The 22,257-nt window shown below is 68.6% G+C and carries 24 protein-coding genes and 1 tRNA gene (1 of these 25 only partly in view); 13 read left to right on the forward strand and 12 right to left on the reverse strand.

Annotated features, from left to right (window positions below; all coding sequences use genetic code 11):
* Positions 1–108: 108 nt before the first annotated feature.
* The 3 genes from rplM to EI73_RS06460 all read left to right on the forward strand — a co-directional run bounded on the left by rplM (position 109) and on the right by EI73_RS06460 (position 2,440).
* Entirely contained in the window at positions 109–534 is a 426-nt protein-coding gene (gene rplM / locus EI73_RS06450; protein ID WP_034385271.1) for a 50S ribosomal protein L13, read from the forward strand.
* A 2-nt stretch (positions 535–536) separates the two neighbouring features.
* A complete protein-coding gene (gene rpsI / locus EI73_RS06455; protein WP_034385273.1) occupies positions 537–932 on the forward strand; it encodes a 30S ribosomal protein S9 in 396 nt (131 codons plus the stop codon).
* A gap of 80 nt (positions 933–1,012) precedes the next feature.
* Complete coding sequence (locus tag EI73_RS06460) at positions 1,013–2,440, forward strand: ATP-binding cassette domain-containing protein (RefSeq protein ID WP_034385275.1); 1,428 nt, start codon at positions 1,013–1,015, stop codon at positions 2,438–2,440.
* On the opposite strand, the gene EI73_RS06465 is transcribed toward EI73_RS06460, so the two are convergent.
* Together EI73_RS06465 and rplS are read right to left on the reverse strand one after the other, a co-directional pair.
* Positions 2,437–3,255, reverse strand: coding sequence for an HAD-IIB family hydrolase (locus EI73_RS06465; RefSeq protein ID WP_034385276.1), 819 nt, complete (start codon positions 3,253–3,255; stop codon positions 2,437–2,439). The two genes, EI73_RS06460 and EI73_RS06465, sit on opposite strands and share 4 nt — an antisense overlap.
* 74 nt (positions 3,256–3,329) lie before the next feature.
* Positions 3,330–3,806, reverse strand: coding sequence for a 50S ribosomal protein L19 (rplS, locus tag EI73_RS06470; RefSeq protein ID WP_034385277.1), 477 nt, complete (start codon positions 3,804–3,806; stop codon positions 3,330–3,332).
* Positions 3,807–4,019: 213 nt separating this feature from the next.
* On the opposite strand from rplS, the gene EI73_RS06475 reads away from it, so the two are divergent.
* Positions 4,020–4,805 (forward strand): hypothetical protein, encoded by a 786-nt coding sequence (locus EI73_RS06475; protein WP_081909052.1) that lies wholly within the window; start codon positions 4,020–4,022, stop codon positions 4,803–4,805.
* A 123-nt stretch (positions 4,806–4,928) separates the two neighbouring features.
* Here the strand turns inward: EI73_RS06475 and EI73_RS16935 are convergent, their stop codons facing one another.
* Together EI73_RS16935 and EI73_RS16685 are read right to left on the reverse strand one after the other, a co-directional pair.
* Positions 4,929–5,192, reverse strand: coding sequence for a GNAT family N-acetyltransferase (locus EI73_RS16935; protein WP_369699470.1), 264 nt, complete (start codon positions 5,190–5,192; stop codon positions 4,929–4,931).
* 27 nt (positions 5,193–5,219) lie between these two features.
* The gene (locus tag EI73_RS16685) at positions 5,220–5,399 is read right to left on the reverse strand and encodes a hypothetical protein (protein ID WP_231557299.1); all 180 of its coding nucleotides are present in this window, start codon (positions 5,397–5,399) and stop codon (positions 5,220–5,222) included.
* Positions 5,400–5,609: 210 nt separating this feature from the next.
* Between EI73_RS16685 and lipB the strand changes: the two genes are divergently transcribed.
* The 4 genes from lipB to EI73_RS06500 all read left to right on the forward strand — a co-directional run bounded on the left by lipB (position 5,610) and on the right by EI73_RS06500 (position 9,304).
* Positions 5,610–6,326 carry a lipoyl(octanoyl) transferase LipB gene (gene lipB, locus EI73_RS06485; RefSeq protein WP_034385281.1) on the forward strand — a complete coding sequence of 239 codons (717 nt, stop codon included), beginning with the start codon at positions 5,610–5,612 and terminating at the stop codon, positions 6,324–6,326.
* A 4-nt stretch (positions 6,327–6,330) separates the two neighbouring features.
* Positions 6,331–7,317, forward strand: coding sequence for a lipoyl synthase (gene lipA, locus EI73_RS06490; protein ID WP_034385282.1), 987 nt, complete (start codon positions 6,331–6,333; stop codon positions 7,315–7,317).
* 87 nt (positions 7,318–7,404) lie between these two features.
* Positions 7,405–8,361, forward strand: coding sequence for an iron-siderophore ABC transporter substrate-binding protein (locus EI73_RS06495; RefSeq protein ID WP_034387864.1), 957 nt, complete (start codon positions 7,405–7,407; stop codon positions 8,359–8,361).
* Between the two features lie 25 nt (positions 8,362–8,386).
* Positions 8,387–9,304: a sucrase ferredoxin gene (locus EI73_RS06500; protein ID WP_034385284.1), complete on the forward strand. Its 918-nt coding sequence runs from the start codon at positions 8,387–8,389 to the stop codon at positions 9,302–9,304.
* 170 nt (positions 9,305–9,474) lie between these two features.
* Here EI73_RS06500 and EI73_RS06505 read toward each other — a convergent pair.
* Positions 9,475–9,551, reverse strand: a tRNA-Ile gene (locus tag EI73_RS06505).
* A gap of 479 nt (positions 9,552–10,030) precedes the next feature.
* On the opposite strand from EI73_RS06505, the gene EI73_RS06510 reads away from it, so the two are divergent.
* From EI73_RS06510 to EI73_RS06520, 3 genes are all read left to right on the forward strand, one after another.
* Entirely contained in the window at positions 10,031–11,107 is a 1,077-nt protein-coding gene (locus EI73_RS06510; RefSeq protein ID WP_197050746.1) for a GGDEF domain-containing protein, read from the forward strand.
* A gap of 152 nt (positions 11,108–11,259) precedes the next feature.
* Complete coding sequence (locus tag EI73_RS06515; RefSeq protein ID WP_034385287.1) at positions 11,260–11,898, forward strand: DUF47 domain-containing protein; 639 nt, start codon at positions 11,260–11,262, stop codon at positions 11,896–11,898.
* 18 nt (positions 11,899–11,916) lie between these two features.
* Positions 11,917–12,915, forward strand: coding sequence for an inorganic phosphate transporter (locus tag EI73_RS06520; RefSeq protein ID WP_034385289.1), 999 nt, complete (start codon positions 11,917–11,919; stop codon positions 12,913–12,915).
* Positions 12,916–12,979: 64 nt separating this feature from the next.
* On the opposite strand, the gene EI73_RS06525 is transcribed toward EI73_RS06520, so the two are convergent.
* Entirely contained in the window at positions 12,980–13,876 is an 897-nt protein-coding gene (locus tag EI73_RS06525; RefSeq protein ID WP_034385291.1) for a LysR substrate-binding domain-containing protein, read from the reverse strand.
* 81 nt (positions 13,877–13,957) lie between these two features.
* Here EI73_RS06525 and EI73_RS06530 point away from each other — a divergent pair, with 81 nt between their 5' ends.
* A complete protein-coding gene (locus EI73_RS06530; RefSeq protein WP_034385292.1) occupies positions 13,958–14,953 on the forward strand; it encodes a YeiH family protein in 996 nt (331 codons plus the stop codon).
* 4 nt (positions 14,954–14,957) lie between these two features.
* Here EI73_RS06530 and EI73_RS06535 read toward each other — a convergent pair whose 3' ends face one another.
* Positions 14,958–15,839, reverse strand: a complete 882-nt coding sequence (locus EI73_RS06535) for a cobalamin-binding protein (RefSeq protein WP_034385293.1) — start codon at positions 15,837–15,839, stop codon at positions 14,958–14,960.
* Positions 15,836–16,636 carry a type III pantothenate kinase gene (locus EI73_RS06540; RefSeq protein ID WP_034387865.1) on the reverse strand — a complete coding sequence of 267 codons (801 nt, stop codon included), beginning with the start codon at positions 16,634–16,636 and terminating at the stop codon, positions 15,836–15,838. Before EI73_RS06540 ends, EI73_RS06535 begins: the two co-directional genes overlap by 4 nt.
* Positions 16,637–16,718: 82 nt before the next feature.
* Here EI73_RS06540 and EI73_RS06545 point away from each other — a divergent pair, with 82 nt between their 5' ends.
* The gene (locus EI73_RS06545; RefSeq protein WP_034385294.1) at positions 16,719–18,629 is read left to right on the forward strand and encodes an acetate--CoA ligase; all 1,911 of its coding nucleotides are present in this window, start codon (positions 16,719–16,721) and stop codon (positions 18,627–18,629) included.
* Positions 18,630–18,700: 71 nt separating this feature from the next.
* On the opposite strand, the gene EI73_RS06550 is transcribed toward EI73_RS06545, so the two are convergent.
* The 4 genes in view from EI73_RS06550 to EI73_RS06565 are tightly spaced (at most 41 nt apart) and all read right to left on the reverse strand, a layout consistent with a single transcriptional unit that may run on beyond the window.
* Positions 18,701–19,393 (reverse strand): hypothetical protein, encoded by a 693-nt coding sequence (locus tag EI73_RS06550; RefSeq protein WP_034385295.1) that lies wholly within the window; start codon positions 19,391–19,393, stop codon positions 18,701–18,703.
* A 41-nt stretch (positions 19,394–19,434) separates the two neighbouring features.
* Positions 19,435–21,309, reverse strand: a complete 1,875-nt coding sequence (locus EI73_RS06555; protein ID WP_156103474.1) for a hypothetical protein — start codon at positions 21,307–21,309, stop codon at positions 19,435–19,437.
* Positions 21,310–21,316: 7 nt separating this feature from the next.
* On the reverse strand, positions 21,317–21,730 hold the full coding sequence (locus tag EI73_RS06560) for a biopolymer transporter ExbD (protein WP_034385297.1): 414 nt from the start codon (positions 21,728–21,730) through the stop codon (positions 21,317–21,319).
* Positions 21,727–22,257: the 3' portion of a MotA/TolQ/ExbB proton channel family protein gene (locus EI73_RS06565; RefSeq protein ID WP_034385300.1), read on the reverse strand. Its footprint extends 165 nt past the window's final position; 531 of the gene's 696 nt are visible here — the last part of the coding sequence; its start codon lies beyond the right edge, outside the window — the gene reads right to left on this strand; the stop codon is at positions 21,727–21,729. The genes EI73_RS06560 and EI73_RS06565 overlap by 4 nt, the downstream gene beginning before the upstream one ends.

Below are 22,257 nucleotides of genomic sequence, written 5' to 3' on the forward strand. Positions count from 1 at the left end.
GTGCTTGGTAGGGCCGAGGCGACCGGGAGGCCCCCGGACACGCACGCAGAGGCTTTCCCCGAGGCCGCGGGGCGTGTCGCAGCCAAATTCCCCTTTTGGAGTTTCACGGTGAAAACCTTTTTTCCCAAACAAGGTGAGCAGAACTGGGTCGTGGTGGACGCGGCGGGCGTGCCGCTGGGCCGCCTCGCGACGCTGGTCGCCAGCCGCATTCGTGGCAAGCACCGCCCCGACTTCACCCCGAACATCATTCAGGGGGACTTCGTGGTGGTCGTGAATGCCGAAAAGGTGGCGTTGACCGGCAACAAGCTGGACGGCAAGGTGTACACCCGCTACACCGGCTACCAGGGCGGCCTGAAAAAGGAAACGGCGCGCCAGGCCCTGGCCAAGCACCCCGAGCGCGTGATCGAGCACGCGGTCTTCGGGATGCTGCCCAAGGGCCGCCAGGGCCGCGCGATGCACAGCCGCCTGAAGGTCTACGCGGGCGAGACGCACCCCCACGCCGCCCAGAAGCCCCAGAAACTCGAGGTTCGGTAACTATGGCGACCCCTGAACAGTTCTACGGCACTGGCCGCCGCAAGGCCGCCGTCGCGCGGGTGTTCCTGCGCCCCGGCGAAGGCAGAATTCTCGTGAACGGCAAGGAGTTTCAGACCTACTTCCGCGGTCTGCTGCGCGCTGTCCACGCCCTTCAGGCGTTTCGCGAGACCGGCACCGCGGGCCGCTATGACGCCGTCATCACCGTGACGGGTGGCGGTCCCAGCGGTCAGGCCGACGCGATCAAGCTCGGCATTGCCCGCGCCCTGCTGAAGGTCAACCCCGACTTCCGCGCCCAGCTCAAGCCGCGAGGCCTGCTGACCCGTGACCCCCGCGAGGTCGAGCGCAAGAAGTACGGCCTGAAAAAGGCCCGCCGCGCGCCCCAGTTCAGCAAGCGCTAGGCGGACGCGAACACACCAAGCCCCTTCCAGACTGGAGGGGGCTTCGTTGTGGAAACGGAAAAGTGCCTAGACTCCTGGGGATGACGGGCAAGCCAAGCAAAACGCCGCTGGTAGACCTGCGGGACGTGACGGTACGTGCCGGTGGGTCCACCCTGCTAAAACAGGTCACCCTGAACGTTGCACCCGGCGAGGCTGTGCTGCTGCTGGGCCCCAACGGCGGCGGAAAAACCACGCTGTTGCGCCTGCTGGCCGGCGAAGTGGCTCCGGTGCGGGGCGAGCGGGTGTACGGGCTGGGCGGGGAGGTGCAGCGGTCGGCGGTGCGGGCGCGGCGTACCCTGTCGGTCACTGGACCGGACGCCGAGGCCTTTTATCTGACGCGCGACTGGGCACAGAGCGTGCGGGACGTGCTGCTTGCCGGGTTCGAGGGCGACACGCTGCGGCTGTGGGAGCCGACACCGAGGGCACTCGCCCGGCTCGGCGAGGTCGCGGCGCGAACAGGGGTCACGGACCTGCTGGAGCGCGACTTCCGCACCCTTAGCCACGGGCAACGGCGACGGGTGATGCTGGCCCGGGCGCTGATGCCCCGCCCAGAACTGCTGCTGCTCGACGAGTTCACCGACGGCCTCAGCGTCGCGGCACGCGCCACGCTGGGGGAGATCCTGCGGGAACTTCATGCCTCGGGGGTCGCCCTCGTCCTCGCCACACACCGCCCCGCCGAAGCCCCGGCACTCCCCTGGCGAACACTGCGGGTGGAGGGGGGACGGATCAGGACGGCAGACCGCCTGGCTACGGCCCCACGTCGGGGCCCCCTCCTGCCCCCGCCCCCCGGTGCCGGCGATCTCGTACGGCTGCGGCAGGTGGAAGTCTACCGCAACGGTCAGCGAGCGCTGGGGCCACTCTCCTGGACGTGGCGGGCCGGGCAGCACTGGCTGGTGACGGGCGAGAACGGGAGCGGCAAGAGTACCCTCGCCCGGCTGCTCGCCGGGGAACTCCACCCCGCGCTGGGCGGCCGGATCGAACGCCCCTTTCTGCGCCGCGACCTGCTGAGCGAACGGCGGCGCGCGGTCGGGCTGGTCGGTGCGGAGATCAGCTGGCGCCAGCGCCGCGCTTGGACGGGCCGCGAGGTGATTGGGAGCGGGTGGACAGGCACTGAGGGCTTCACGCCTGACCTCACGCTGGAGCAGGCCGCGCAGGTAGAGGCGCTGGCCGCGCGGCTAAACGCGGCGGACCTGCTGGAGCGGCCAGCCGAGACGCTCTCGCAGGGGCAGCTTCGCCGCCTGCTGCTCGCGCGCGCGGTGATCCACACCCCCCGCCTCCTGCTGCTGGACGAGGGCCTAGATTTTCTGGACGCCGAGACCCGTCTGTGCTTCCTGGCCCTGCTGCCGGAACTGGTACGGCAAGGCACCCACGTGCTGGTGATCGCACACCGGCCTGAGGACGCGCCACCGGGACTCACGCACCATCTGCGGCTGGAAGGCGGGCGCAGAGCAGAGGAGGGCCCGCTCTAGGTCTCCGCAGCGGCAGCGCTTCTCGCCGCGATTCGGTCGGCCAGCCCATGCAGGTACGCGCCGAGCGCCTCGGGGGAGGCCACCTGTTCATGGGCGTGGGGGGCGAGCAGGGGAAGGGTACCGAGCTGCACCGCGTGCCCGGCGAGTTCCAGCATCGCCTGATCGTTGTCACTGTCGCCAAAGGCCACGGTGCGCTCCAGTGGAATGTCCAGCGCCTGGGCAATCAGCGTGAGGGCCGCGCCCTTGTGGGCCCCGACCGGTGTGACCGTCAGGAACTCGGTGTAGGGGGGCTGCGCGCCGGTAAGAACGAGGTGCGGGTGACTCGCCCGCAGGCGGGCCGCGAACGCCGCAACGTTGGGATGGTAGAAGCCGACCTTGACAATGCCCTCGCGCGGCGCTTCGGCAAGAGGCCGAAAGCTCCGGGCCTGCATCCAGGGTTCTGGCTCGCGGCCCGGCGGGAGGTCGACGTACAGGCCACCTGCCGTAAAGACCACCACCCGGGCGTCTGCGAGCTCATGGGCGAGAATCGCCTCCAGCTCAGCCGGGGTGAAGTGCGCTTCGGCGTGCAGCTCGCCGCCCACCTCGATGCGACCGCCGTTGTTGGTAGCGACGGCGTCGGGCTGCACCGCCTCACGCACGGGACGGGGCGGCGTGTCGCGCCCGGTAATGATCGCAAGCCGCACGCCCAGGGTCCGCAGCCGGGCGAGCGCCTGCGCCGTAGGACCGGGCACCTCGCGGCCCTGGTCGGGGATCAGGGTTCCGTCGAGATCAAAGGCGAGCAGTAGCGGCAGGTCGGTGGGGGGACGAGCACTCACGGGCGGCAGCCTAGCAGCGCCAGCGGCAAAAGAAAAACCGCCCACCACGGGGCGGGCGGCCGAGGGACGGGGCTTTACTCGCCCAGCGTCTGAACGGGCTCCACGCCGCTTTGGGCCTCGCTGGGACTGCTGCCCTGGTCGGCACCCTTGGCCTGCTGAACGCGGGCAGCGTCCTTCATCACGCGGCTGCGGTCACTCTTGATGCGAGCAGCCTTGCCACGCAGTTCGCGCAGGTAGTACAGCTTGGCACGGCGCACCTTGCCGCGCTCGAGCACCGTGATCTTGGCAACGAGCGGGCTGCTGAAGGGAAAGACGCGCTCCACACCCTCACCAAAGCTGATTTTGCGAACCGTAAAGCTCTTGCGGCTGCCCGTGCCGTTGATGGCAATCACCACGCCCTCAAACGCTTGGTTGCGGGTACGGTTGCCTTCGACGACCTTCGTTTCGACCCGCACGGTGTCGCCGGGCTGAAACTCGGGGTGGTCCGTCTTGATGTGGGGCTGCTCGACCGAACGCAGGATCGCGCCGCGGTTCACTTTCACGTTTTGCATCTCGTTCTCCTTTGCCAGCGGACCGCCCCACCTCCTGCCTGGGGCAGGCAGGGACGTTCTTGGCCTGATGGACGCACCCGCGTTGCGGCGGGGCTGACCGAAGGAGTATACGCGGGCCGCTCGCTCAGCTCAAGGGGAAGCCTCAGGCCTTCATGCAGTCTTCAGGAATGTGGCTCACTTTGTCTCATACAGTGGGAACGGCAACATGTCGTGGTGAACGACTCCGCAGAGAAAAAAGACATTCTGCTCGTCGAGGCGCGGCAGGCAACGAATGCGCAACGTCGGCGTATCGCTGAGGTCCGGGCCAGGGAGCACGTGGGGGCAGCGGGCTGGGCCCAGACCCGCGCCCTCGAAGACATCATCCGAGCGGGCCGCGAAGGTCTGGCCGTAACGGACACGCTGCGGCAGGTGGTGCGGCTCGCGACCGAGCAGGTGCGGGCCCTGCCCCTCGCAGCCCGCCCGGAGGACCGTGAGAGCCAGGCACGGATCCTGCAAGAGGTTGTGCAGAGCGGCGAGGCACAGATCAGGGCGGCCGAGGCGCTGGACGAGTTGATTCAGCAGGCCCTCGAGGACGTGATGCGCACCCCCGTCGGGGAGGTCAATGAACGGACGCTGCGGCAGATTCAGGGCCGCGTGCAGGGGCAGGTGGACGCCCTCAACACCATCATTGCGGCGGCGCAGGCACAGGCGGACACACTCGAAGAGATCGCACGGCTCGAGCGTCTGAGCGCCGAACATCAGCAGCGGGTGGAAGCCCTGCGGCAACTCAGCGCCGGAGAGGAGGTGCAGGCGCTGGCGGGCGTGGGCACGGACATTGTGGAGCGCATTGCCGAACTCGACGAGGCCGGAAGCGGGCAACTCGAGGCCCTGACCCAGATCGGGGAGGCGGTGGTCGACAAAGTCACCGAAACGGCCGTTTCCCTCCCCGAGCAGGTGGAAGCCCTCGACAGCCTGGCGCAGCGGGTACACCAGAAAGCCGAAGAGCTGCGCGAAGGCTGATACGGATCCGTTCCCAGCCACCACAATCCGGAAAGGGCCGCCGGTCGCTCGACTACGTGGCAGGCCCATACCGCTTCGGCCAGGTCTACAGGTTCACCTTTTGGAGCCCGTGGGCGTCAGAGTTCAATTCAGTCGCGCCGAATCGGCCTCTCGTAGCAAGCAAGCCTGAACTCGCCCTCCAGCTCGCCGCCGTTCGCCTCGATCACGCCGCGTCAGGCCGAGTGCACGGGCACGGTCCAGCGCGAGGGCGAGGAGCAGCTTTCCGTATCCCTGCCGCTGGACGGACGGCCGGATTTCATAGCCGATGTGACCGCCGAACTCGCGCAGGCGGGCATTCAGCGTGTGGCGGATGCTGACCCGGCTCAGGTAGGTGTCCCCCTCGACCAGCCAGCGCGTCTCGGCGTGGACGTCACTTCAGGCAGCGAGCGACTCAAAGCGGCGCAACGCGGCGACGAACGCCCCGAAGTCGGCCCCCGCCTCCTCGATGTTCCGGCTCAGAGGGTCACCCCGCCCGCTCCCGCTGGCCTGTGCCTCGCGCACGGCGTCCAGGAAGCTCGTCTTGTACCGCTCGGATGGGGGAACGAGAATCGGCATGACCCAGCCTAAGGGCCGAGGGCGCGGGGGCACCTCGGCCAGAAGGCGGAGCTCCGCCTAGCTGTCCCCCTGGGGCGGACACTCGCGGCCTCACCCTTTTCCCGTCCTCACCACTGCGCGGCGCTCCGGCAACCAGTACAGCTGGTCAATTCCCCCCGAATCTGGCCCTCCGGCACGTTGGTCGGGGGAGCCGGGGCGTACAATCGGGCCGTGAAGGACGCACCATTCGACGTGCTGGACCTGGGCGTGATGCCCTACCGCGAGGCGTGGGACGTGCAGCACGAGCATCATGCGCGCGTCGCCGCAGGTGGGCGGCCCACGCTGCTGCTGGTCGAACATCCACCCGTGCTCACCCTGGGCCGCAAGGCGAAGGAGGGCCGCAACATCATCGTCACGCGCGAGTACCTCGCCAGCCAGGGCATCGAGGTGCTCGAGGTCGAGCGCGGCGGCGACGTGACGTACCACGGCCCCGGTCAGCTCGTCGCCTACGCGATTTTCCCGGTGGGTCGGCGCGTGCAGGACTTCCTGCGGCTGCTGGAAGGGGCCACCATCGCGGCGCTCAACGAACTCGGCCTCCCCGACGCACGGCCCAACCCCGGCTACGCGGGCGTGTACGTGGACCCGCGCGAGATCAATGGCCGCGAGTACAAGCAGAAAATCGCGTCCTTTGGCGTAGCGGTGCAGCAACACGTGGCCCTGCACGGGCTGGCCCTCAACGTCACGACCAACCTTGGGCACTTCGAGCTCATTGTGCCCTGCGGCCTTGCGGACACGCAGATGACCAGCCTGGAGCGCGAGTACGAGCTGCGCGGCCTGGCCCGTTCGGCCAGCATGGCCGAGGCCCGGGCGGCCCTGGTCCGCGCCTTTCACACCACCTTTGCGAACTACGACTGGACGCTGCCGCAACCTGCCGCAGCGGGGAGCTAAAGACATGACCCAACCCGCCAAGGAACCCAAGTTCGTCAAGAACGGCATCTACCGCAAAGACAGCGTTCCCGTGCGCGACAAGAAGCCCGAGTGGCTCAAGGTGACCATCCCTACCGGGCAGGTGTACGGCGAGGTTCGCAAGATCGTCAAGGAACACCGCCTGCACACCGTCTGTGAGGAGGCGATGTGCCCCAACATCGGCGAGTGCTGGAGCCGGGGCACGGCGACCTTCATGCTGATGGGTCACATCTGCACCCGCGCCTGCCGCTTCTGCGCGGTGGATACTGGAAACCCCATGGGCCGGTTGGACCTCGAAGAACCCGCCCACGTGGCTGAATCTGTGCGCCTGATGGGCCTGAAGTACGTCGTGCTGACCTCGGTGGACAGAGACGACCTCCCCGATGGGGGCGCGTACCACTTCGCCAAGACGGTGCAGGCGATCAAGCGTGTGAACCCCGAAACGCGCGTCGAAGCCCTCACGCCTGACTTCGGCGGCAACCCCCACTGCGTGGACCTGGTGCTGGAAAGCGGTGTGGACGTGTACGCGCAGAACCTGGAAACGGTCCGGCGCCTGACCCACCCGGTGCGCGATATCCGCGCGGGCTACGAGCGCACGCTGGGCGTGCTGCAGCACGCCAAGAAGAGCCGCCCGGACGTGATCACCAAGACCTCTCTCATGCTGGGTCTGGGCGAGACGCGCGAGGAGCTGCGCGAGGCGATGGCGGACTGCCGCGCCCACGGCGTCGACGTGATTACCTTTGGCCAGTACCTGCGCCCCACCATGCACCACCTCCCGGTAGAGCGCTACGTCTCCCCCGCCGAGTTCGACGAGATCCGGGAAGAAGGGCTTCGTATGGGCTTCCTCGAAGTGGTCGCCGGGCCCCTTGTCCGTTCCTCCTACAAGGCCGAACAGATCGTGATGGACAAACCCGGCAACCTGCCCGAACACCTCGCGCACCTCGAGGGCAGCGAGCAGCTCAGCCTGATCTAGCTGATCCCAGGGCAAGCTGCCCTGTGGGCCTCCGGGTCAGCGAACAAAACTTGACTAATTCAGTAGGTTTAGTTCATGCTACCGCTCATGACCAAGCCTCTGCTCTTTCTCACGCTGGCGCTCGGCACGGCCCTCCTGCCGGCGCAGGCTCAGACCCTGACCATTCGCCACGATGAGGGCACCGCCACGGTGAAGAAAAATCCGCAGCGTGTGGTGGCGCTCGATGAGGAGGCGCTGGGCTGGCTGGCAGCGCTGGGGGTGAGCGACCGAGTGGTGGGGCTAGGCAGCACGTACTTCACGCCCTCGGATCTGAGCGGGGGCCGCATCAAGAGCGAGGTGCTCAAGCGGGGCTTCTATGGCCACATCAACCTGCTCCAGCCCGCCTACATCGGAAGTTGGCAAGCGCCCAACCTGGAAACCATCACGGCGCTCAAGCCTGACCTGATCGTGCGCCTCACCTGGGACGGCAACCAGAACTACGACAAACTCAGCCGAATCGCTCCCACCATCGGGTATAAGGAGGCGAGCCCGGGCTTCTGGCAAAAGGGGCTGCGCGACCTCGCCAAGCTCTTTGGCAAGCAGGCAGAAGCAGAACGGGTCATCAAGCAGGTCGCGGATACCCACCGCGCCAATGCGCGCAAACTGCTCGCGGCGGGTGTGTTCAAAACGTACCCCAAGGTCGTGGTGATCGCGCCCTTTGCCGGAGGCAGCAACTGGATCTACACCAGTGTGCGCCTGATTCCCGACCTGCGCGCCCTGGGCTTCAAGGACGGCCTTAAGCCCAAGGAAGGCGCCTTGGGCGTTGGCTCGCCCATCAGTGACGAGGCCCTGCTGGGCCTTGACCGGCAAACGCTGGTGGTGCTGTTTCCTCCCGGCGGCAAGTACAACGGCGTGGACGCCTTTCTGAAATCGCCCGTCGGTCAGCGCCTCCGGGCCCAGAGCGTGGTGTACGTGCCCGAAGACTTCAGTCCCTACAGCGGGCCCCTGGTGAGTATTCGCAACAGCAACGAGCTGACACGACTCATCCTGGAGAAGGTGCAGTGAACCCGTCCTGTGGCGCCCTCCAACGATGACGGCCTCATCATCCAAATTGCCCCTCTGCGCCGACGTCTCGCGGGCTCTTGCCGAGGATCCCATCGGCACGGCTCCGCACTGGGCCGAGGTAACGGTATTGGAACTTGACGTTCGCACCTGGGCACAACTGCGCGACTTCGAACACTGGACCCCGGAACAGCAGGCGCTGTTCGCGCAGCTGCGCGACAAGGTTGAAGCCAGTGGAGCGGGCTTCGGTCTGCTCATGAGCGCTCCGGCGCAGCGAGAACAGCCCCTGCGGGTGCGGCACTACACCTTGGCGGGAAACGGGTATGTTCGGCGCGACTACGCTTCGACGTGGCCGCAACAGGCCTGGGCGCGGGGCCTGCGCGATACCCTCCTTGAACCGGCCAACCTGCGGCACTGGCAGCCACTCTCTCCGCCAGACGGCCCTGACCTGCACGTCTGTACCCACGGAAGTGTGGACGCCGCCTGCGGTAAATACGGCGTGCCGGTTCATCACGCCCTGCAACAGGCGGGCCTTCGCAGCTGGCGCACCGGTCACTTTGGAGGTCACCGCTTTGCCGCCACAGCCGTCGAGCTGCCCAGCGGTCTGTGGTGGGCCCACCTGAGCCCCGAACTGGCGGTGCGGGTGGCCCGGCGCGAAGTCTCGCCCGCCGAGGTCCGGGGACACCTGCGCGGCTACGCTGGTTTGCCGCCCCGCGCGCAGGTGCTTGACCGTGAGGTGCTCGTCCGCTACGGCTGGGACTGGCTCACCGCCCACCGGCAGGCAGAGGTCAATGGCGAACGGGTGACCCTGACCTACAGTTGGCGGGGTCACGTTGGGCGTATTGAGGCTGATGTCTCGGTCAGCCACACCCTGCACCTGCCGGGCAGCAGTCACCACCCGGAGCGCAGCGATGTGCCCCAGTACGAACTCTCTTGGCTGGGGTGAACGCGCCCGGTCGAGAGAGCGCGCAGGTTCCAGAGGGGTTTGAGACGCATCGGCAGCACAGTGCGCGAAAAGCCTACTAAGGAGTGATCAGGAGGCCGCAGGACACGGCCTCCTGGCAGCTCCAGCCAAGGACAAAAAATCCCAGCAGTCTGCCGACCGTCTGGGACACTTGGTGCGGAAGGGCAGACTTGAACTGCCGACCTCACGCTTATCAGGCGTGCGCTCTAACCAGCTGAGCTACTCCCGCGCACTCTTTTTGCCTGCCCCCTTGCGGACAAGCGGGTGACACTGTACCAGGAAGGGGGCAGGGTGTCAACGTCCCAAGGCGTAAGAGCCGGACAAAAGTCTGAGTATTCACGGCCAGGCTGGCCTTTTTCGGTGCCTGTTCGGGCCGGAGGCTGAACAGCTCAGGCGCCACTTGCGTCAGGGGCGAACAAGCCCTCAAGGGCTGCGGCGGTGAGGCATATGTAGCCGGATACGGGGAAAATGAATATGCAGCCCAGGAGTATCAACCCCGACGGCTTTCCTCGGCTCAACTGAATGTTGTCCGGCTCTCAAAAAGCCTGGGGCAGGTCCCCCGCTGGGGGTAGGGTCTTTTCCCCCAGCACGGTGGGGAGATGTCAGGTTCTGGTGAGGCCGAGCGTGGTTCCCTGGCAGCATATGCGCGAGCCCTGCCAGCCGTTCCCCGAGGCCCTGCCCCTGTCAGCTGCTTGGCGTGGCGGTCGGGTGTTCCGTCGGAACGTGGACCGGCGGGAACTGTACCAACTCCTTCTCCCTCTGGCGCTGCTGGGCATGCTTCTCCCACTGGCGCTGCCCGTACCGGGAACGTTCCTTGCTGCTCACGTTCCGTGGCTGGCGGTGCCGCTGGCCCTGACGCTGCTGCTGGCACTGGTGCCCCGCTGCCCGCTATGGGTTCTGGACCTGCTGCTGCTGGCCGGAGGGTGGAGCGCCATGCTGGGCCAGGTGGCGGCGCTGCTGCTCTTGCCGAACGTACCTGGGCGAGTCACGGCGCTGACGCAGGTGGTTCCGTGGTTCCTGGTGCTGCTGCTCGTGCCGACCTGGGTGCTGGGCGAGCGGCGGGGCCAGATCGTCAGCGCTGCGGCGCTGGGAACGACGCTGCTGCTGGGGATCACCTTTGTCATCGGGCCACTGCCCGCCTGGGGGGACATGGGAAGCGCGCTGCTACAGCTGCTTGTGCAGCTTCTGCTGGCGGGCGGAACCGCGCTGCTGGGGCAGCACGCGGCAGCGCGCCGGGCCCGTGTGGTCGCGCGGCAGGGTGCGGGGCGGGGCCTCCCAGACCATGCCCGTGACCCCCTGACCGGACTGCCGGGGCGCCGCGCGCTGGAGCGGGTGCTGGCCGCGCAGCTGCCGCACCGGGGGGCAGGCCTGGCGGTGGCGGTCCTGACGATGGACGGCCTTCAGGAGGTGCAGGAGGAACGGGGGGTGGCGTTTGCCGAGGCCCTGCGCGCCCATGTGGCCCGTACCCTGAACAATGCCCTGCGTGACGAAGACGTGCTGGGATGCTTGGGTCAGGGAGCGTTTGCCGTGCTGATGCGAGTCCCCGATGCCCGGTTTGCACGGACCAACTGCGAGCGGCTGCGGGTGCGGGTGGCGTCACGGCCGCTGGGGGGCGTCCTCCCCACCGTGAGTGTCGGGGTGGCGGTGTGGTCGGGCGAACCGACGGGCGACGCGCTGCTGCAGCACGCGCGGGATGCCCTCGTCTGCGCGCAGCAGGACGGGGGGAACCGCGTGCACCTCACCCCGAACCCCGAGTCTCCTGCCCACACCGCTCCAGCCGCCTGAGTCCTGAGCAGCGCCCCCCAACAGCAAGGAACCGCTTACACTCAACAGGACGCGGGAGGCTGAGGGCATCTCGCTTTCGCTGCCCTGCCCGCTCACGGGGCAGAGGCCTGACACCGGGCTGACAAAAGGGCAGAGAATCGGAGGGGATTATCATGGTGTTGTCAAGATTCATGCCCAAAAACCCGCAGTTCAGCGCGAAGTTCGCTCAGGCTGCTCGGAATGCCCACGCCACCGCCCAGGCCTTGGTGGAGCTGCTCGAAAACTACACCGACGTGGAACGCAAGGTGCAGCGGATCCGCGACCTGGAACACGAGGGGGACCGCATCAGCCGCGAGATCACCAACATGCTCGCCGAATCGTTTATCGTGCCCTTTGACCGCGAGGACATCATTGCCCTCAATCACGAGCTCGACGACCTGGTGGACAACATGGAGGAGGCGGCGCGCCGGCTTAGCCTGTACGGGGTGGAGCGGCCGCAGCCGGAGATGGCGCAGCTGGCCCGAGTGGTCGAGCAGCAGTGTGCCCTTTTGGCGCAGGGCATGCCCCTGATCGAAGACACGGGGCGCCGGCGTGAACTCGCCGCCCTCGCCGTACAGATCCGCCAACTGGAGGACGAGGGCGACACCATCAGTGACAACGTCCAACGCATGCTGTACCAGGGCGTGAACGACGTGCCGGGCATGATTCGCGCGATGCGTGGTGGTGAGATCGTCAACCTGATCGAGGACGCCAGCGACCAGGCGCAGCGCGTCGCCAAGACGGTCGAGAGCATCCTGCTCAAGAACGCCTGAAGCGGGGGCTTTTGCAGCATGGAATTCGCCCTGATCGGCCTGATTGTTGTCCTCGCGCTGGCTCTGGCTTTTGACTTCATCAACGGCTTTCACGACACTGCCAACGCCATCGCCACCTCCGTTGCCACCAAAGTGCTCACGCCGGCGCAGGCCATCGGCATGGCGGCCCTTTTCAACGTCGTGGGCGCACTGACCGGGACCGCCGTCGCCAAGACGATCGCCACCGACATCGTTCCGCAGCGCTTTGCTACCCTGGAACTCGTCGGGGCGGCCCTCCTCAGCGCTATTGGCTGGAACCTCTACACCTGGTGGAAAGGCCTGCCTTCCTCCTCCAGCCACGCGCTGATCTTTAGCCTGGTGGGCGCAGGCGTCGCGGCGGGCGGCTGGGGCATCATCATTCCCAAGGGCGTGACAAAGACGCTCACCGGCCTCTTGACCAGTCCGCTTCTAGGCTTCCTCGTGCCGATCCTACTGATGGCCCTCCTCTCCTGGCTGGTGCTGCGTTGGATGCGGCCGCGCACGGTGACGCGTACCTTTCGCTGGCTCCAGATCGGCTCGGCGGCGTTTATGGCCTTTTCGCACGGTGGCAACGACGCGCAAAAGACGATGGGCATCATGACCTTTGCCCTGAGCGCCTACCTGGGCACGCAGCTTGACCACGTGCCACTGTGGGTGATTCTCTCGGCGGCTCTGGCGATAGGCCTGGGAACCGCCATGGGCGGCTGGCGCATCATCAAGACGATGGGCTTTAAGGTCGTGGACCTGCGGCCCGTGGACGGCTTCGTGGCAGAGACGAGCGCGGCCCTGATCATCGAGACGGCCAGCCGCCTGGGCATTCCGGTCAGCACCACCCACACCATCAGCGCCAGCATCATGGGTGTGGGCACCACCAAGGGGTTCCGGAAGGTCAAGTGGCAGGTTGCCGGGCGCATCGTCAGCGCATGGGTTTTTACCATCCCCACCTGTATCGCCCTGGGGTGGGCGATTCACAAGGCGATTCTGCTGCTGGGGGTATAGGCAACATGAAGGGATGGGGGACGACTATGACGTCCCCCTCCTTCTTTTCTCTCTCGGCCACAAGCTACAGGCCTTCCTCCCGGAGGGCCAGGAGGTCTGCCAACAGGGCACGAGCCGTGCGGGAGGGAACCTCCGGGGTGAGGGCGGTGAGGTCCCGTTCTAGGCCGGGCAGGGCGAGGGCGGGGCTGGCGAGTTGCCCGGCGGCGCGTTCCCGGCGTACGCTCAGCTCGGAGACGAAGGCGGCACCCAGGCCGCTCATCACCGCCTCCTTGATGGCCTCCGTCCCGGCGAGTTCCAGGACCGGCTGCACGGTGAGCCCCGCCTGACGCAGCACGCCCTCGGCCACCTCGCGCGTGCCGGAGCCGGGTTCGCGCCAGATGACTTTCAGGTTCTGAAGATCGCCCGCCTCCAGGTGGGGGCGGTCCAGAGGGTGCCCCGGCGGCAGGATCAGGCGCAGGACGTCGCGACCGATCACCGTCGCCTGCACACCCTCTGGAAAGGGCTGGACCGGCCCCTCGATCAACGCGAGGTCGGCCTGTCCTTCCAGCAGATCGCGGACGGCCTCGCGGGTGTTGCCCGTCTGGATATCGAGCGTGACGGCAGGGTAGCGGGTGTGAAAGGCGGCCAGCGGGCGCGGCAGGACGTGGGCCGCGAGGGTCGTGCTCGCCACCACCCGCAGCCTGCCCCGCTGAAGGTCTTGCAGGTCGGACGCGAACTGCCGAGCACCCTCCAGCGCCCGCCCCAGGGCCTGGGCGTGGGGCAGCAGCGCCTCCCCCGCCGGAGTCAGCCGGACGCCCTGGCGGTGCCGGGTAAAGAGCGGCTCGCCCACCGCCTCCGCCAGCAGCTTCAGTTGTGTGGAGACCGACGGCTGGCTGAGATGCCGTTCACGTGCCGCCGCTGTGAGGCTCCCGCTGCGCGCGACCGCGGCGAAGGTCAGTAGATGCTCGGCGTACAGGGCCATGCTTCAATTATAGTTATTTTTGTAATGGTCTACCAAAAACTTCGATTTGATTTATATCTCGATGATTTCTAGCCTCAGTGCATGTTCAAATCGACCTCGTTCCGTTCCCTCCTTCCGGGCCTGGCCCTGGTGGCCCTGCTGACCGCGGGGGCCTCCCTGCTCTCGACGCTACCGGGGTTGCGGGTGCTGGGAGCGCTGGGGCTGGCGCTGCTGCTGGGGCTGGCGGTGCGCGGGCTGTTCGGGTTGCCCGCCGGGGTGCAGCCGGGGGCGGGGTACGCGGCCCGGACCCTGCTGCGGCTGGGCGTGGTGCTGCTGGGCGTGCGGCTCAACTTCGTGCTGTTCGCGCACGCGGGCCTGCGGGTGCTGCTGCTCGATCTGGCAGTGATCGCCGTGGGGCTGCTGAGCATGACGTGGCTGGCGAGGCGGCTGGGGCTGCCACCTGGGCTTGGGCTGGCCGTCGCCGTTGGTTCCAGCATCTGCGGGGCCTCGGCCATCGCCGCCGCCGCCCCTGTGATCGGGGCCGACGAGGACGAGGTCTCGGTGGCCGTCGCGGTGTGCAGCCTGCTGGGAACGGTGGGCGTGGTGGGGTACAGCCTGCTGGCGCTGCCGCTGGAGCTGGGGGCGCAGCGATACGGCCTGATGACCGGCTCCAGCCTCCACGAGATCGCGCAGGTGCTGGCGGCGGGGGCGGCGCAGGGCGACCAGGCCCTTGACTTCGCCATGCTGACCAAGCTCACGCGGGTGGCGCTGCTCGCGCCGGTGCTGCTGCTGCTGGGCGGGTTGCTGCGGCGCCGGCAGACGGTGAGCGCGGGAACACGGGTCGCCCGGCCTCCCCTCCTCCCCGCCTTCTTGGTGGGCTTCCTGCTCGTCGGCGTGGTGAGCAGCGCGGGCTTGCTGCCCAAGCCGGTCACGAGGGGCATACAGACGGCCAGCCTACTGCTCACGGCGGCCTCGATGGCAGGCATTGGGCTGGGGGTGGACTTCGCTGTCCTGCGGCGCCTGGGAGGTCCGGCGCTGCTGGTGGGAGGGCTGGGGTTCGGCCTGCTGGTGCTGGTGGCGTTTGTGGGGACGCTCTAGGCGCTCAAGGCACCTGCACGCTCTCTCCCTCGCGGGCCTGGCCCCGCAGCAGGTCGGCCAGCACCTCCGCGCCCCTCACCGTGCCGAGCGCGGGGCGGCTGAAGAGGGCGTTCGCGTCCACGGCCCAGAGCTGGCCCTCGCGGACAGCGCGCAGCTCTGGGCCGTTCCGCAGGGTGAGGGCAAACTCTACATTCGCGCGAAGGCCGTAGCCGCAGCACATGACCACGATCACATCGGGGTCAAGGGCGGCCACCTCCTCCCAGCTCGTGCGGCCGGAATCGGAGCCCGCTTGACCCAGCACGTTCACGCCGCCCGCCCGTTCCACCTGCTCGGGGACCCAGTGGCCGCCAAAGAAGGGCGGGGCCACCCACTCCAGCGTCAGGACGCGCAGCGCGCCGGGTGCGGGTTGAATGTTCTCCCAGCGTTCCTGCATCGTCCGGGCGAGGGCCTCTCCCCTCTCTAGCACCCCGGTGGCCCGCGCCAGCGCTCGCAGGTCGTCCAGAATTCCGGCAAAGGTACGGCCCTCCAGGCTCAGCACCTGAGTGGCGGGAAGGCAGCCGGGCAGGTAGCGCACCGCCGTCTCCAGCGTTCCAGGCGTGACCGCACAGACCTCGCAGACGCCCTGGGTCACCACCAGATCAGGAGCGAGGTGGTCTAGCAGCTCACCGTCCACCTGATACAGGGCGCGGCCCGCCTGCACCGCCTCGCTGACCGCGCGGTCGATCTCGACCTGGGGAGCGTCCGGATTCACGATGGAGCGGGTCAAGACCGGCAACCCCGCTGCCCCCGGATGGTCACAGGAGTGACTGACGGCCACCACGCTGCTTCCTAGTCCCAGGTCAAACAGCAGGTCGGTGGCGCTGGGCAACAGGCTAGCGATTCTCACAGGGTTCTCCCGATGCCTTCCCGGCTCGCCCACAGCTCCACCAGCCCGCGCAGCGTGAGCGTCTCGTCATAGAAGTCAATCTCGCGGCAGATGCCCTCGATGGTCCGGGCAAAGCCCCCGGTGGCGATGGCCACGGCGGGGGCGGGCAGCTCGGCGCGGATCCGGCGCAGCAGGCCGTCTACCATCTCGGCGTAGCCGAAGACCAGGCCGGATTGCAGCGCGTGGACGGTGTTCTTCCCGATCGCGCTCGCGGGCGCTTCGAGCGTGATGCGCGGGAGTTTGGCGGCGCGGGCAAAGAGGGCGTCGGCACTGACCTGCGCACCGGTGGCCAGAATGCCCCCCAGGAAGCGCCGGCCCCGTCCCACCACATCGAAGTTGGTGGAGGTGCCGAAGTCTACGACCACCGCGTACTCGTACCCGTTGAGGTACCGCTCTGCGCCGAACAGGTTGCACAGCCGGTCTGCACCGATGTTGCCCGGCTGGTCAAGCTCAACCGTCACGTCAGGGAGGTTCCCGGCGGTGACCTCGAAGGCTTCCACCCGGAAATGGCGGCGCAGGGCCAGCGCGTAGTTCGTACCCAGCGGCGGGGCCACGCTGCTCAGGACCGCCGAGCGCGGAATGGGCGCCCCGGTGAGGGTGAAGAGGCTATGCAGTTGCAGCGCGAGGTCATCGGGCAAGAGGTCGCGGTTGGTGCGGACGCGCCAGGTGTGGGTAAGGGTCAGCGAGGCGTCCGCGAGACCCAGCACGGTGCTGGTGTTGCCGATATCCACGGCCAGGAGGGGAAAGGAGGCGGGCACGGGGGGATTGTACGAGCTGGCATCCCTCATGTGGACGCGCTAGCGTGCGGCACAAGCACAACCTGCCCCTGGAGGTTTTTCCGTGGACCCATCGCTGCTGGAGTATCCGCTTGTGCCGCCCACCGACGCCCTCAAGGCCGCCGCGCCCGTCTCGTCCGAGGAGGCCGCGCGGCTGCTGGCCCTCGATCCACCGAGCTACTGGCTGGAGATCGCCCGCGAACTGTGCTGGGAAAAGCCGCCGAGCGTGGCGCTAGAGGGTACGCTGGGAGACTTCCGCTACTACCCCGGCGCGACCGGCAACGTCAGCGTGAATTGCCTCGACCGTCATCCCCCCGAGCGCACGGCCCTGCTGTATGAGCGCGAGGACGGCCTGCGTGAGACGTGGACCTATGGCGAACTGACGGACGCCGCAGCCCGCTTCGCCGCCGCCCTGCAAGACCTGGGGGTGCAGAAGGGTGACCGGGTCGCGATCTACCTCGGCAACGTCCCCGAAGCCTTTATTGCCATCCACGCCTGCTACCGCATCGGCGCGATCTACAGCGTGATCTTCGCGGGGTTCAGCGCCTCGGCGGTGCGCGACCGGCTCACCGACGCCCGCCCAAAGGTCGTCGTCTGCACCGACGCCACCCTGCGCCGGGGCAAGACGGTCCCCCTCAAGGCCACCCTGGACGAGGCGAAGGAGGGTCTAGACATCCCGCAGGTGATCGTCGCCCGGCGGGTGGACCGGGCGTCCCCGCTGGAGCCGGGCGAACACGACTTCCACACGCTGTTGAGGAACACCACCCGCCGCGCCGAGCCCATCTCCCTGGAAGCGAATGACCCGGGATTCATCATCTATACGTCGGGCACGACCTCCAAACCCAAAGGGCTTGTCCACGCGGGCATCGGCTTTTTGGCGGGAGCCTACGCAAACGTCAAGTGGGCGCTGAACCTCCAGCCGCGGGACGTGTACTGGTGCACGGCGGACGTGGGCTGGCTGACCTTTCCAATCTTCGCGCTCGTCGGCGGGCTGGCGCACGGGGCCACCCACGTGATCTTTGAAGGCGGGATGGATACGCCCACCCCCGCCCGGCCCTACGAGATCATCGAACACTACGGCGTGAACAAGGTCTTCACCGCGCCGACCGCCCTGCGGATGCTGCGCCGCGCCGGGGACGCCGCGCTGAACGGGCACGACTTAAGCCGCCTGGAGCTGATTGCTCTCGTCGGCGAGCCGCTCGACCCCGAAACGTGGCACTGGACGCGGGAACGGCTGGGGGCGGGCCGCGTCTTCGTGAACAACACCTACGGGCAGACGGAGACCGGTACGGCCTGGGCCAGCGCCATGGTCGGGGTGACGCCCACCCGCCCGGGGAGCTGCGGTCATCCCCTCCCCGGTTACCGCGCGCGGGTGGTCCGCGAGGACGGTCAGGCGGCTGCCCCCGGCGAACTCGGCGCGCTCACGCTCACCGAGCCTTTTCCCTGTCTGGCGCGGACGGTGTGGGGTGACCATGACCGCTACGTACAGACCTACCTCACCGACTTTCCGGGGAGCTACGCGGCCAGTGACGCCGCGCTGATCGACAGAGACGGCCAGCTGTGGGTCACGGGCCGCCTGGACGACGTGATGAACGTGGCCGGGCACCGCATCGGCACGATGGAATTGGAAGCGGCCCTCATCACCCATCCCGCCGTCAGTGAAGCCGCCGTGGTCGCGCAGCCCGACGAGGTCAAGGGCGCGGTGCCGGTGGCCTTTGTGGTGCCGCGGGGGGACGCGCAGGTGGGGCCGGGGCTGGAGGACGAACTCGCAGAGGCCATCGTGCGCGGCGTTGGCCCCATCGCCCGCCCGGCTCGGGTGATCGTCACACCCACCGTGCCCCGCACCCGCAGCGGCAAGATCATGCGCCGTCTCCTGCGCGACCTGCTTATTCGCGGTGAGGTTAGGGGCGACCTGACGAGCCTGGAGAACCCGGACGCCATCGCGGTGGTGAGGGAAAGGATTGCGGGGAGCTGAGCAAAGCTGTTGGCCGTTCGTCCTGGGCAAACAACCACAGGCGAGCGGCCAACGGCGCTGAGGCTGAAGGCTTATTGGAAGCTGCCCAGGTCCAGCGTCACGCTGTAGGCGCAGTTCGTGTCCGCCTCGGTCCGCAGCAGCAGGTCTACCTTGTCGCTCGCGCCGATTCCGGCCTTGAGGGGTTCGAAGTAGTAGACCAGGGTGCCGGACCAGGTGCCCGCCTCCTGCTTGAAGTCGTTGACGTAGCTGCGGCGGGTGGGCGCGATCAGCTTGCCGTCCTTGCCCCGCAGCCGTGCGAGGTAGGCGTCACGGGCCTTTTCGGTGGGGAGGCCGCGCACCTGCACATCCACGCGCAGCAGGCCGTCCGCCATGCGTTTGGCGCTCAGGTCCGCACCCAGGGCTTCGGCAACGCTGAGGTTGCGGAAGTTGTCGCGGGCGTCCACCGCCTGGAAGTAGAGCTGATCGGCCTGACCGCTGACGATGATGCCGACAGGACGGCTCCCCTGCTTGAAGTCGCTGGGCGCGGCCAGCCAGTCCGCCAGGCACCGGTCACCCCCGTCGAAGACCTTGACCGCGCCCTCTCCCGCAGCAAACCGACCGTCTTTGACGCTGAGGTCAAGCATCTGGTAGGTGGGCACCGGGTCGCGGCGGCCATACGCGCCGTCAATCACGTTCTTGGCGGACGTCTCCTCCAGCTTGGGCACCCAGGCGAGGGCCGGGGCAGAGAGCAGGACAGCGAGGGCAAGGAGGGAAGTTCTACGCATAGAGCACCTCATAACAGGGGGGAATGACGGGAGGCTGATGGTTACGGGTCTTTCAGGTACACGACGCGGCAGGCTTTCCCGGCCGAGCGGAACTGCGCGGCGGCGCTGGCCCCCAAGACGGCGTCCGTGATGTAGCTGCTGCCGGGCGCGAACTTGGTGGCCTGCACTTTGGCCGCCTTGACGCGCGTGACGTTCTGGAACTGGCTGATCTGGCTCTCGGACGTGATGTAGGTGTGGAGGTTGCCCTCGTTCACCAGCTGCGAACTCACCCCCTGGATCAGGGCGGCGTCGGGCCAGAGCTGGTTGCCGTTCTCGTCGAAGACGAAACTGGACGGCGCACGCGCGAAACGGCGGTCGAGGCCCTGCACGTCCACCACCACGGTGCAGGTGAGGGGACGGTCCTCCGTTCCGGCCACTGTGCCGCCGCCACCCGCCCGCGCCGTCTCAGCGCCGCCCGGGCCTCCCCCAGTCGGCCCGCCGGAGCCGCTGCCGGAGCGTTCGGGCACAGGCGCTTCGCCCGTTCCAGACGGGCCGCCATTCCCGCTTCCGGCCGCGCCGCCGCGTCCGCCCGCCGCCGGAGCAGGCTCGGGAGCCGTCCCCGCGCCGCTGCCCCTCCCGGCCGAGGCCCCACGGGGAGTGGCCGGGGCTGCGGCCTGGGGGTCAGCGCCAGCGCCACTGGGGGTACTTCTGCTCTGTGCGGTGGGGCTGGAGGTCTCCTCCCCCGTTCCCGCCGGGGCACCGGACGTGGGCGCTGGCCGGGCCATCTCGGCCACGGGGGCGGGACCGGAGGCCTTGGCCGAGGCACCGGGCGTACGAACAGGTTCGGTCGCTTGCGGCGTAGCCGGGACAGGCGTCCGAACCGGAGCCGAGGCCAAGGGTTCGGAGGTGGCGGGGGTGGCCGGAGCGGTGTCGCGGGAGGGGGCCGGGGCATCGGGCGCACTGACCTGCGGCGTACGGGCGACGGTTCCTTCCCGCCCCGCCCCCGCCTCCGGGGTTCCCGGGGCAAGGGTGTCACGCTCGGTCACGGGCGTTTCGGGGGCGCCGCCCTGCGAGGCACTCTGGGAACGTGCCGGAAGCCGGGCTACGGGAGACTCGGTCTCCGGCGCCGCAGAGGGGGCTGCGGCCCCGCGTGCCGGAGCGGGCTCCTCCGTGGCGGTGGCCGTGCCCCGGGCGGGCGAAGCGGTCTCGGTCACGCTCACGGGTGCAGCGTCTTCCCGGCGCGGGAGGGCCGTCACGGGTTCTGGAGCGGGGGAAGCGGGACCGGCAGGTGTCTGCGCAGCCTGCGCCTGCGGCTCCGGATCCAGCGTGCCTGCCCCCGCTGGTGCAGCTGCCTCGGGCGCCGGGGTCACGGTGTTTGCCGGGGTGGGGGCTGAAGTCTGGGGCACGGGAAAGGGCGCGACGTCTTCGGGCACCGCAGACTCGACCTTCACCCGCTCGGGCGTCTGCGGCAGGGGCTGGAGCGCCGAAGCCGGGGCACTCGCCGGCCCGCTCGGAGCCGTGGTACGGGCGGACGGCTGGGGCGCGGCGGGCGCGGGCTGGGCCTGGGCCGGGGACGGGGCGGGCGCCACCTGCCGCGCCGGGGCCTGCGGGCTGGGCAGCGTGGGCTGAGACGTGGGGGCAGGCTTGGGCTGAGCCTGTGGCGCGGGCTTCGGGGTCTGCGGGGCACGGGGTGTGGCCGCAGTTGCCCGGGATGGGGAGGAGACGGGAGGGGTCGCCTCTGCGGGCGGCGCAAGCGTCACGACCTCCAGAGGGGCGCGCTTCAGATCGGGGGGGGTGGAGAGAAGCGGGGGCCGCAGGTCGGGGCGCGCCGCGAGCAGACCGAGGAGCAGCGCCGCGTGAACGGCGACCGTCACGCCTGCGGCCCGCAGCCGGTCCTGCCGCTCGGGATTGGAGCGAGGGGAAGGCCGTGCCGTCACGGTCCCGTCACCTCCCGCGGTTCTGCAGGCTGCGGGTACCCAGGGCGAGGCGTTCGCCCCCGGCCCGCTTGATCTCGTCCATCACCCGCACCACGGTGCCGTAGCTGCCGCGCTCATCGGCGCGCAGGCCCACGACGCCGCCCGACGTCTTCAGCAGCGGCTTAAGCTGCCCCCCCAGGTTCGTCAGCGAGGTTTCCTGGCCGTTCAGGAATACTTTTCCGCTGCGGTCCACACTCACGATGGGGAGGGCAGGCGTCTCCTGGACGGTGGTGCTTGCACGCGGCAGGTCGAGGGGCAGGGCGTTTTGCCGCGCGCCCAGGCTGCTCGTCAGGAAGAAAAAGATCAGCAGCAGCAGCACGATGTCCACCATGGGCGCGAAGTCGAAGGTGACGCCCTCGCCCTCCCGAAAACGCCGCCTCACCGCGAAGCCCCGCTCGCCGGAACAGCATCAAAGTGCAGGGCGACTTCGGGAACGCCGCGCCCGGCCCCTGGGTGCAGCGCGCGCGGAGCGAGCCAGGCGGGGACCTCCTCACGCACCCGCTCGGCCTGCGTGGCGATGCGGTCGGCCTTGGCGCGCAGGGCATTGCGAGCGGTGTAGGCGATGATCGCCACGATCAGGCCCGCCGCCGTATTGATCAGCGCCTCGCTGATGCCGGTCGCGAGTTGGGCGGGCGTGGGGGAGCTCGTCTGGCTGAACACCAGAAAAGAGCGCACCATCCCAATCACCGTGCCCAGCAGCCCCAGCAGCGGCGCGACCTGCGCGGCCGTCCCCAGCGCGGAGAGACCCGCATACAGCCGGGTATCCTCGGCGAGGACGGCGGCATTCATGGCGGCCTGCGCGGCCTCCACGCCACGGTCCGCACGGCTGAGGCCCGCGCGCAGCACGTGGACAGCGGGCGTGGGATCTGCCGCCCGGTCCAGCTCGGCGAGGGCAGCGGCAGGCCCACT

The sequence above is a fragment of the Deinococcus sp. YIM 77859 genome, from assembly GCF_000745175.1.
GTDB lineage: Bacteria > Deinococcota > Deinococci > Deinococcales > Deinococcaceae > Deinococcus.

Bases quoted from the DNA above. Each gene is read 5' to 3' on its own strand.
- rpsI (WP_034385273.1), top strand. From the start codon at position 537: ATGGCGACCCCTGAACAGTTCTACGGCACTGGCCGCCGCAAGGCCGCC.
- EI73_RS06460 (WP_034385275.1), top strand. From the start codon at position 1,013: ATGACGGGCAAGCCAAGCAAAACGCCGCTGGTAGACCTGCGGGACGTG.
- rplS (WP_034385277.1), bottom strand. From the start codon at position 3,806: ATGCAAAACGTGAAAGTGAACCGCGGCGCGATCCTGCGTTCGGTCGAG.
- EI73_RS16685 (WP_231557299.1), bottom strand. From the start codon at position 5,399: ATGCCGATTCTCGTTCCCCCATCCGAGCGGTACAAGACGAGCTTCCTG.
- lipA (WP_034385282.1), top strand. From the start codon at position 6,331: ATGACCCAACCCGCCAAGGAACCCAAGTTCGTCAAGAACGGCATCTAC.
- EI73_RS06495 (WP_034387864.1), top strand. From the start codon at position 7,405: ATGACCAAGCCTCTGCTCTTTCTCACGCTGGCGCTCGGCACGGCCCTC.
- EI73_RS06500 (WP_034385284.1), top strand. From the start codon at position 8,387: ATGACGGCCTCATCATCCAAATTGCCCCTCTGCGCCGACGTCTCGCGG.
- EI73_RS06515 (WP_034385287.1), top strand. From the start codon at position 11,260: ATGGTGTTGTCAAGATTCATGCCCAAAAACCCGCAGTTCAGCGCGAAG.
- EI73_RS06520 (WP_034385289.1), top strand. From the start codon at position 11,917: ATGGAATTCGCCCTGATCGGCCTGATTGTTGTCCTCGCGCTGGCTCTG.
- EI73_RS06525 (WP_034385291.1), bottom strand. From the start codon at position 13,876: ATGGCCCTGTACGCCGAGCATCTACTGACCTTCGCCGCGGTCGCGCGC.
- EI73_RS06530 (WP_034385292.1), top strand. From the start codon at position 13,958: ATGTTCAAATCGACCTCGTTCCGTTCCCTCCTTCCGGGCCTGGCCCTG.
- EI73_RS06550 (WP_034385295.1), bottom strand. From the start codon at position 19,393: ATGCGTAGAACTTCCCTCCTTGCCCTCGCTGTCCTGCTCTCTGCCCCG.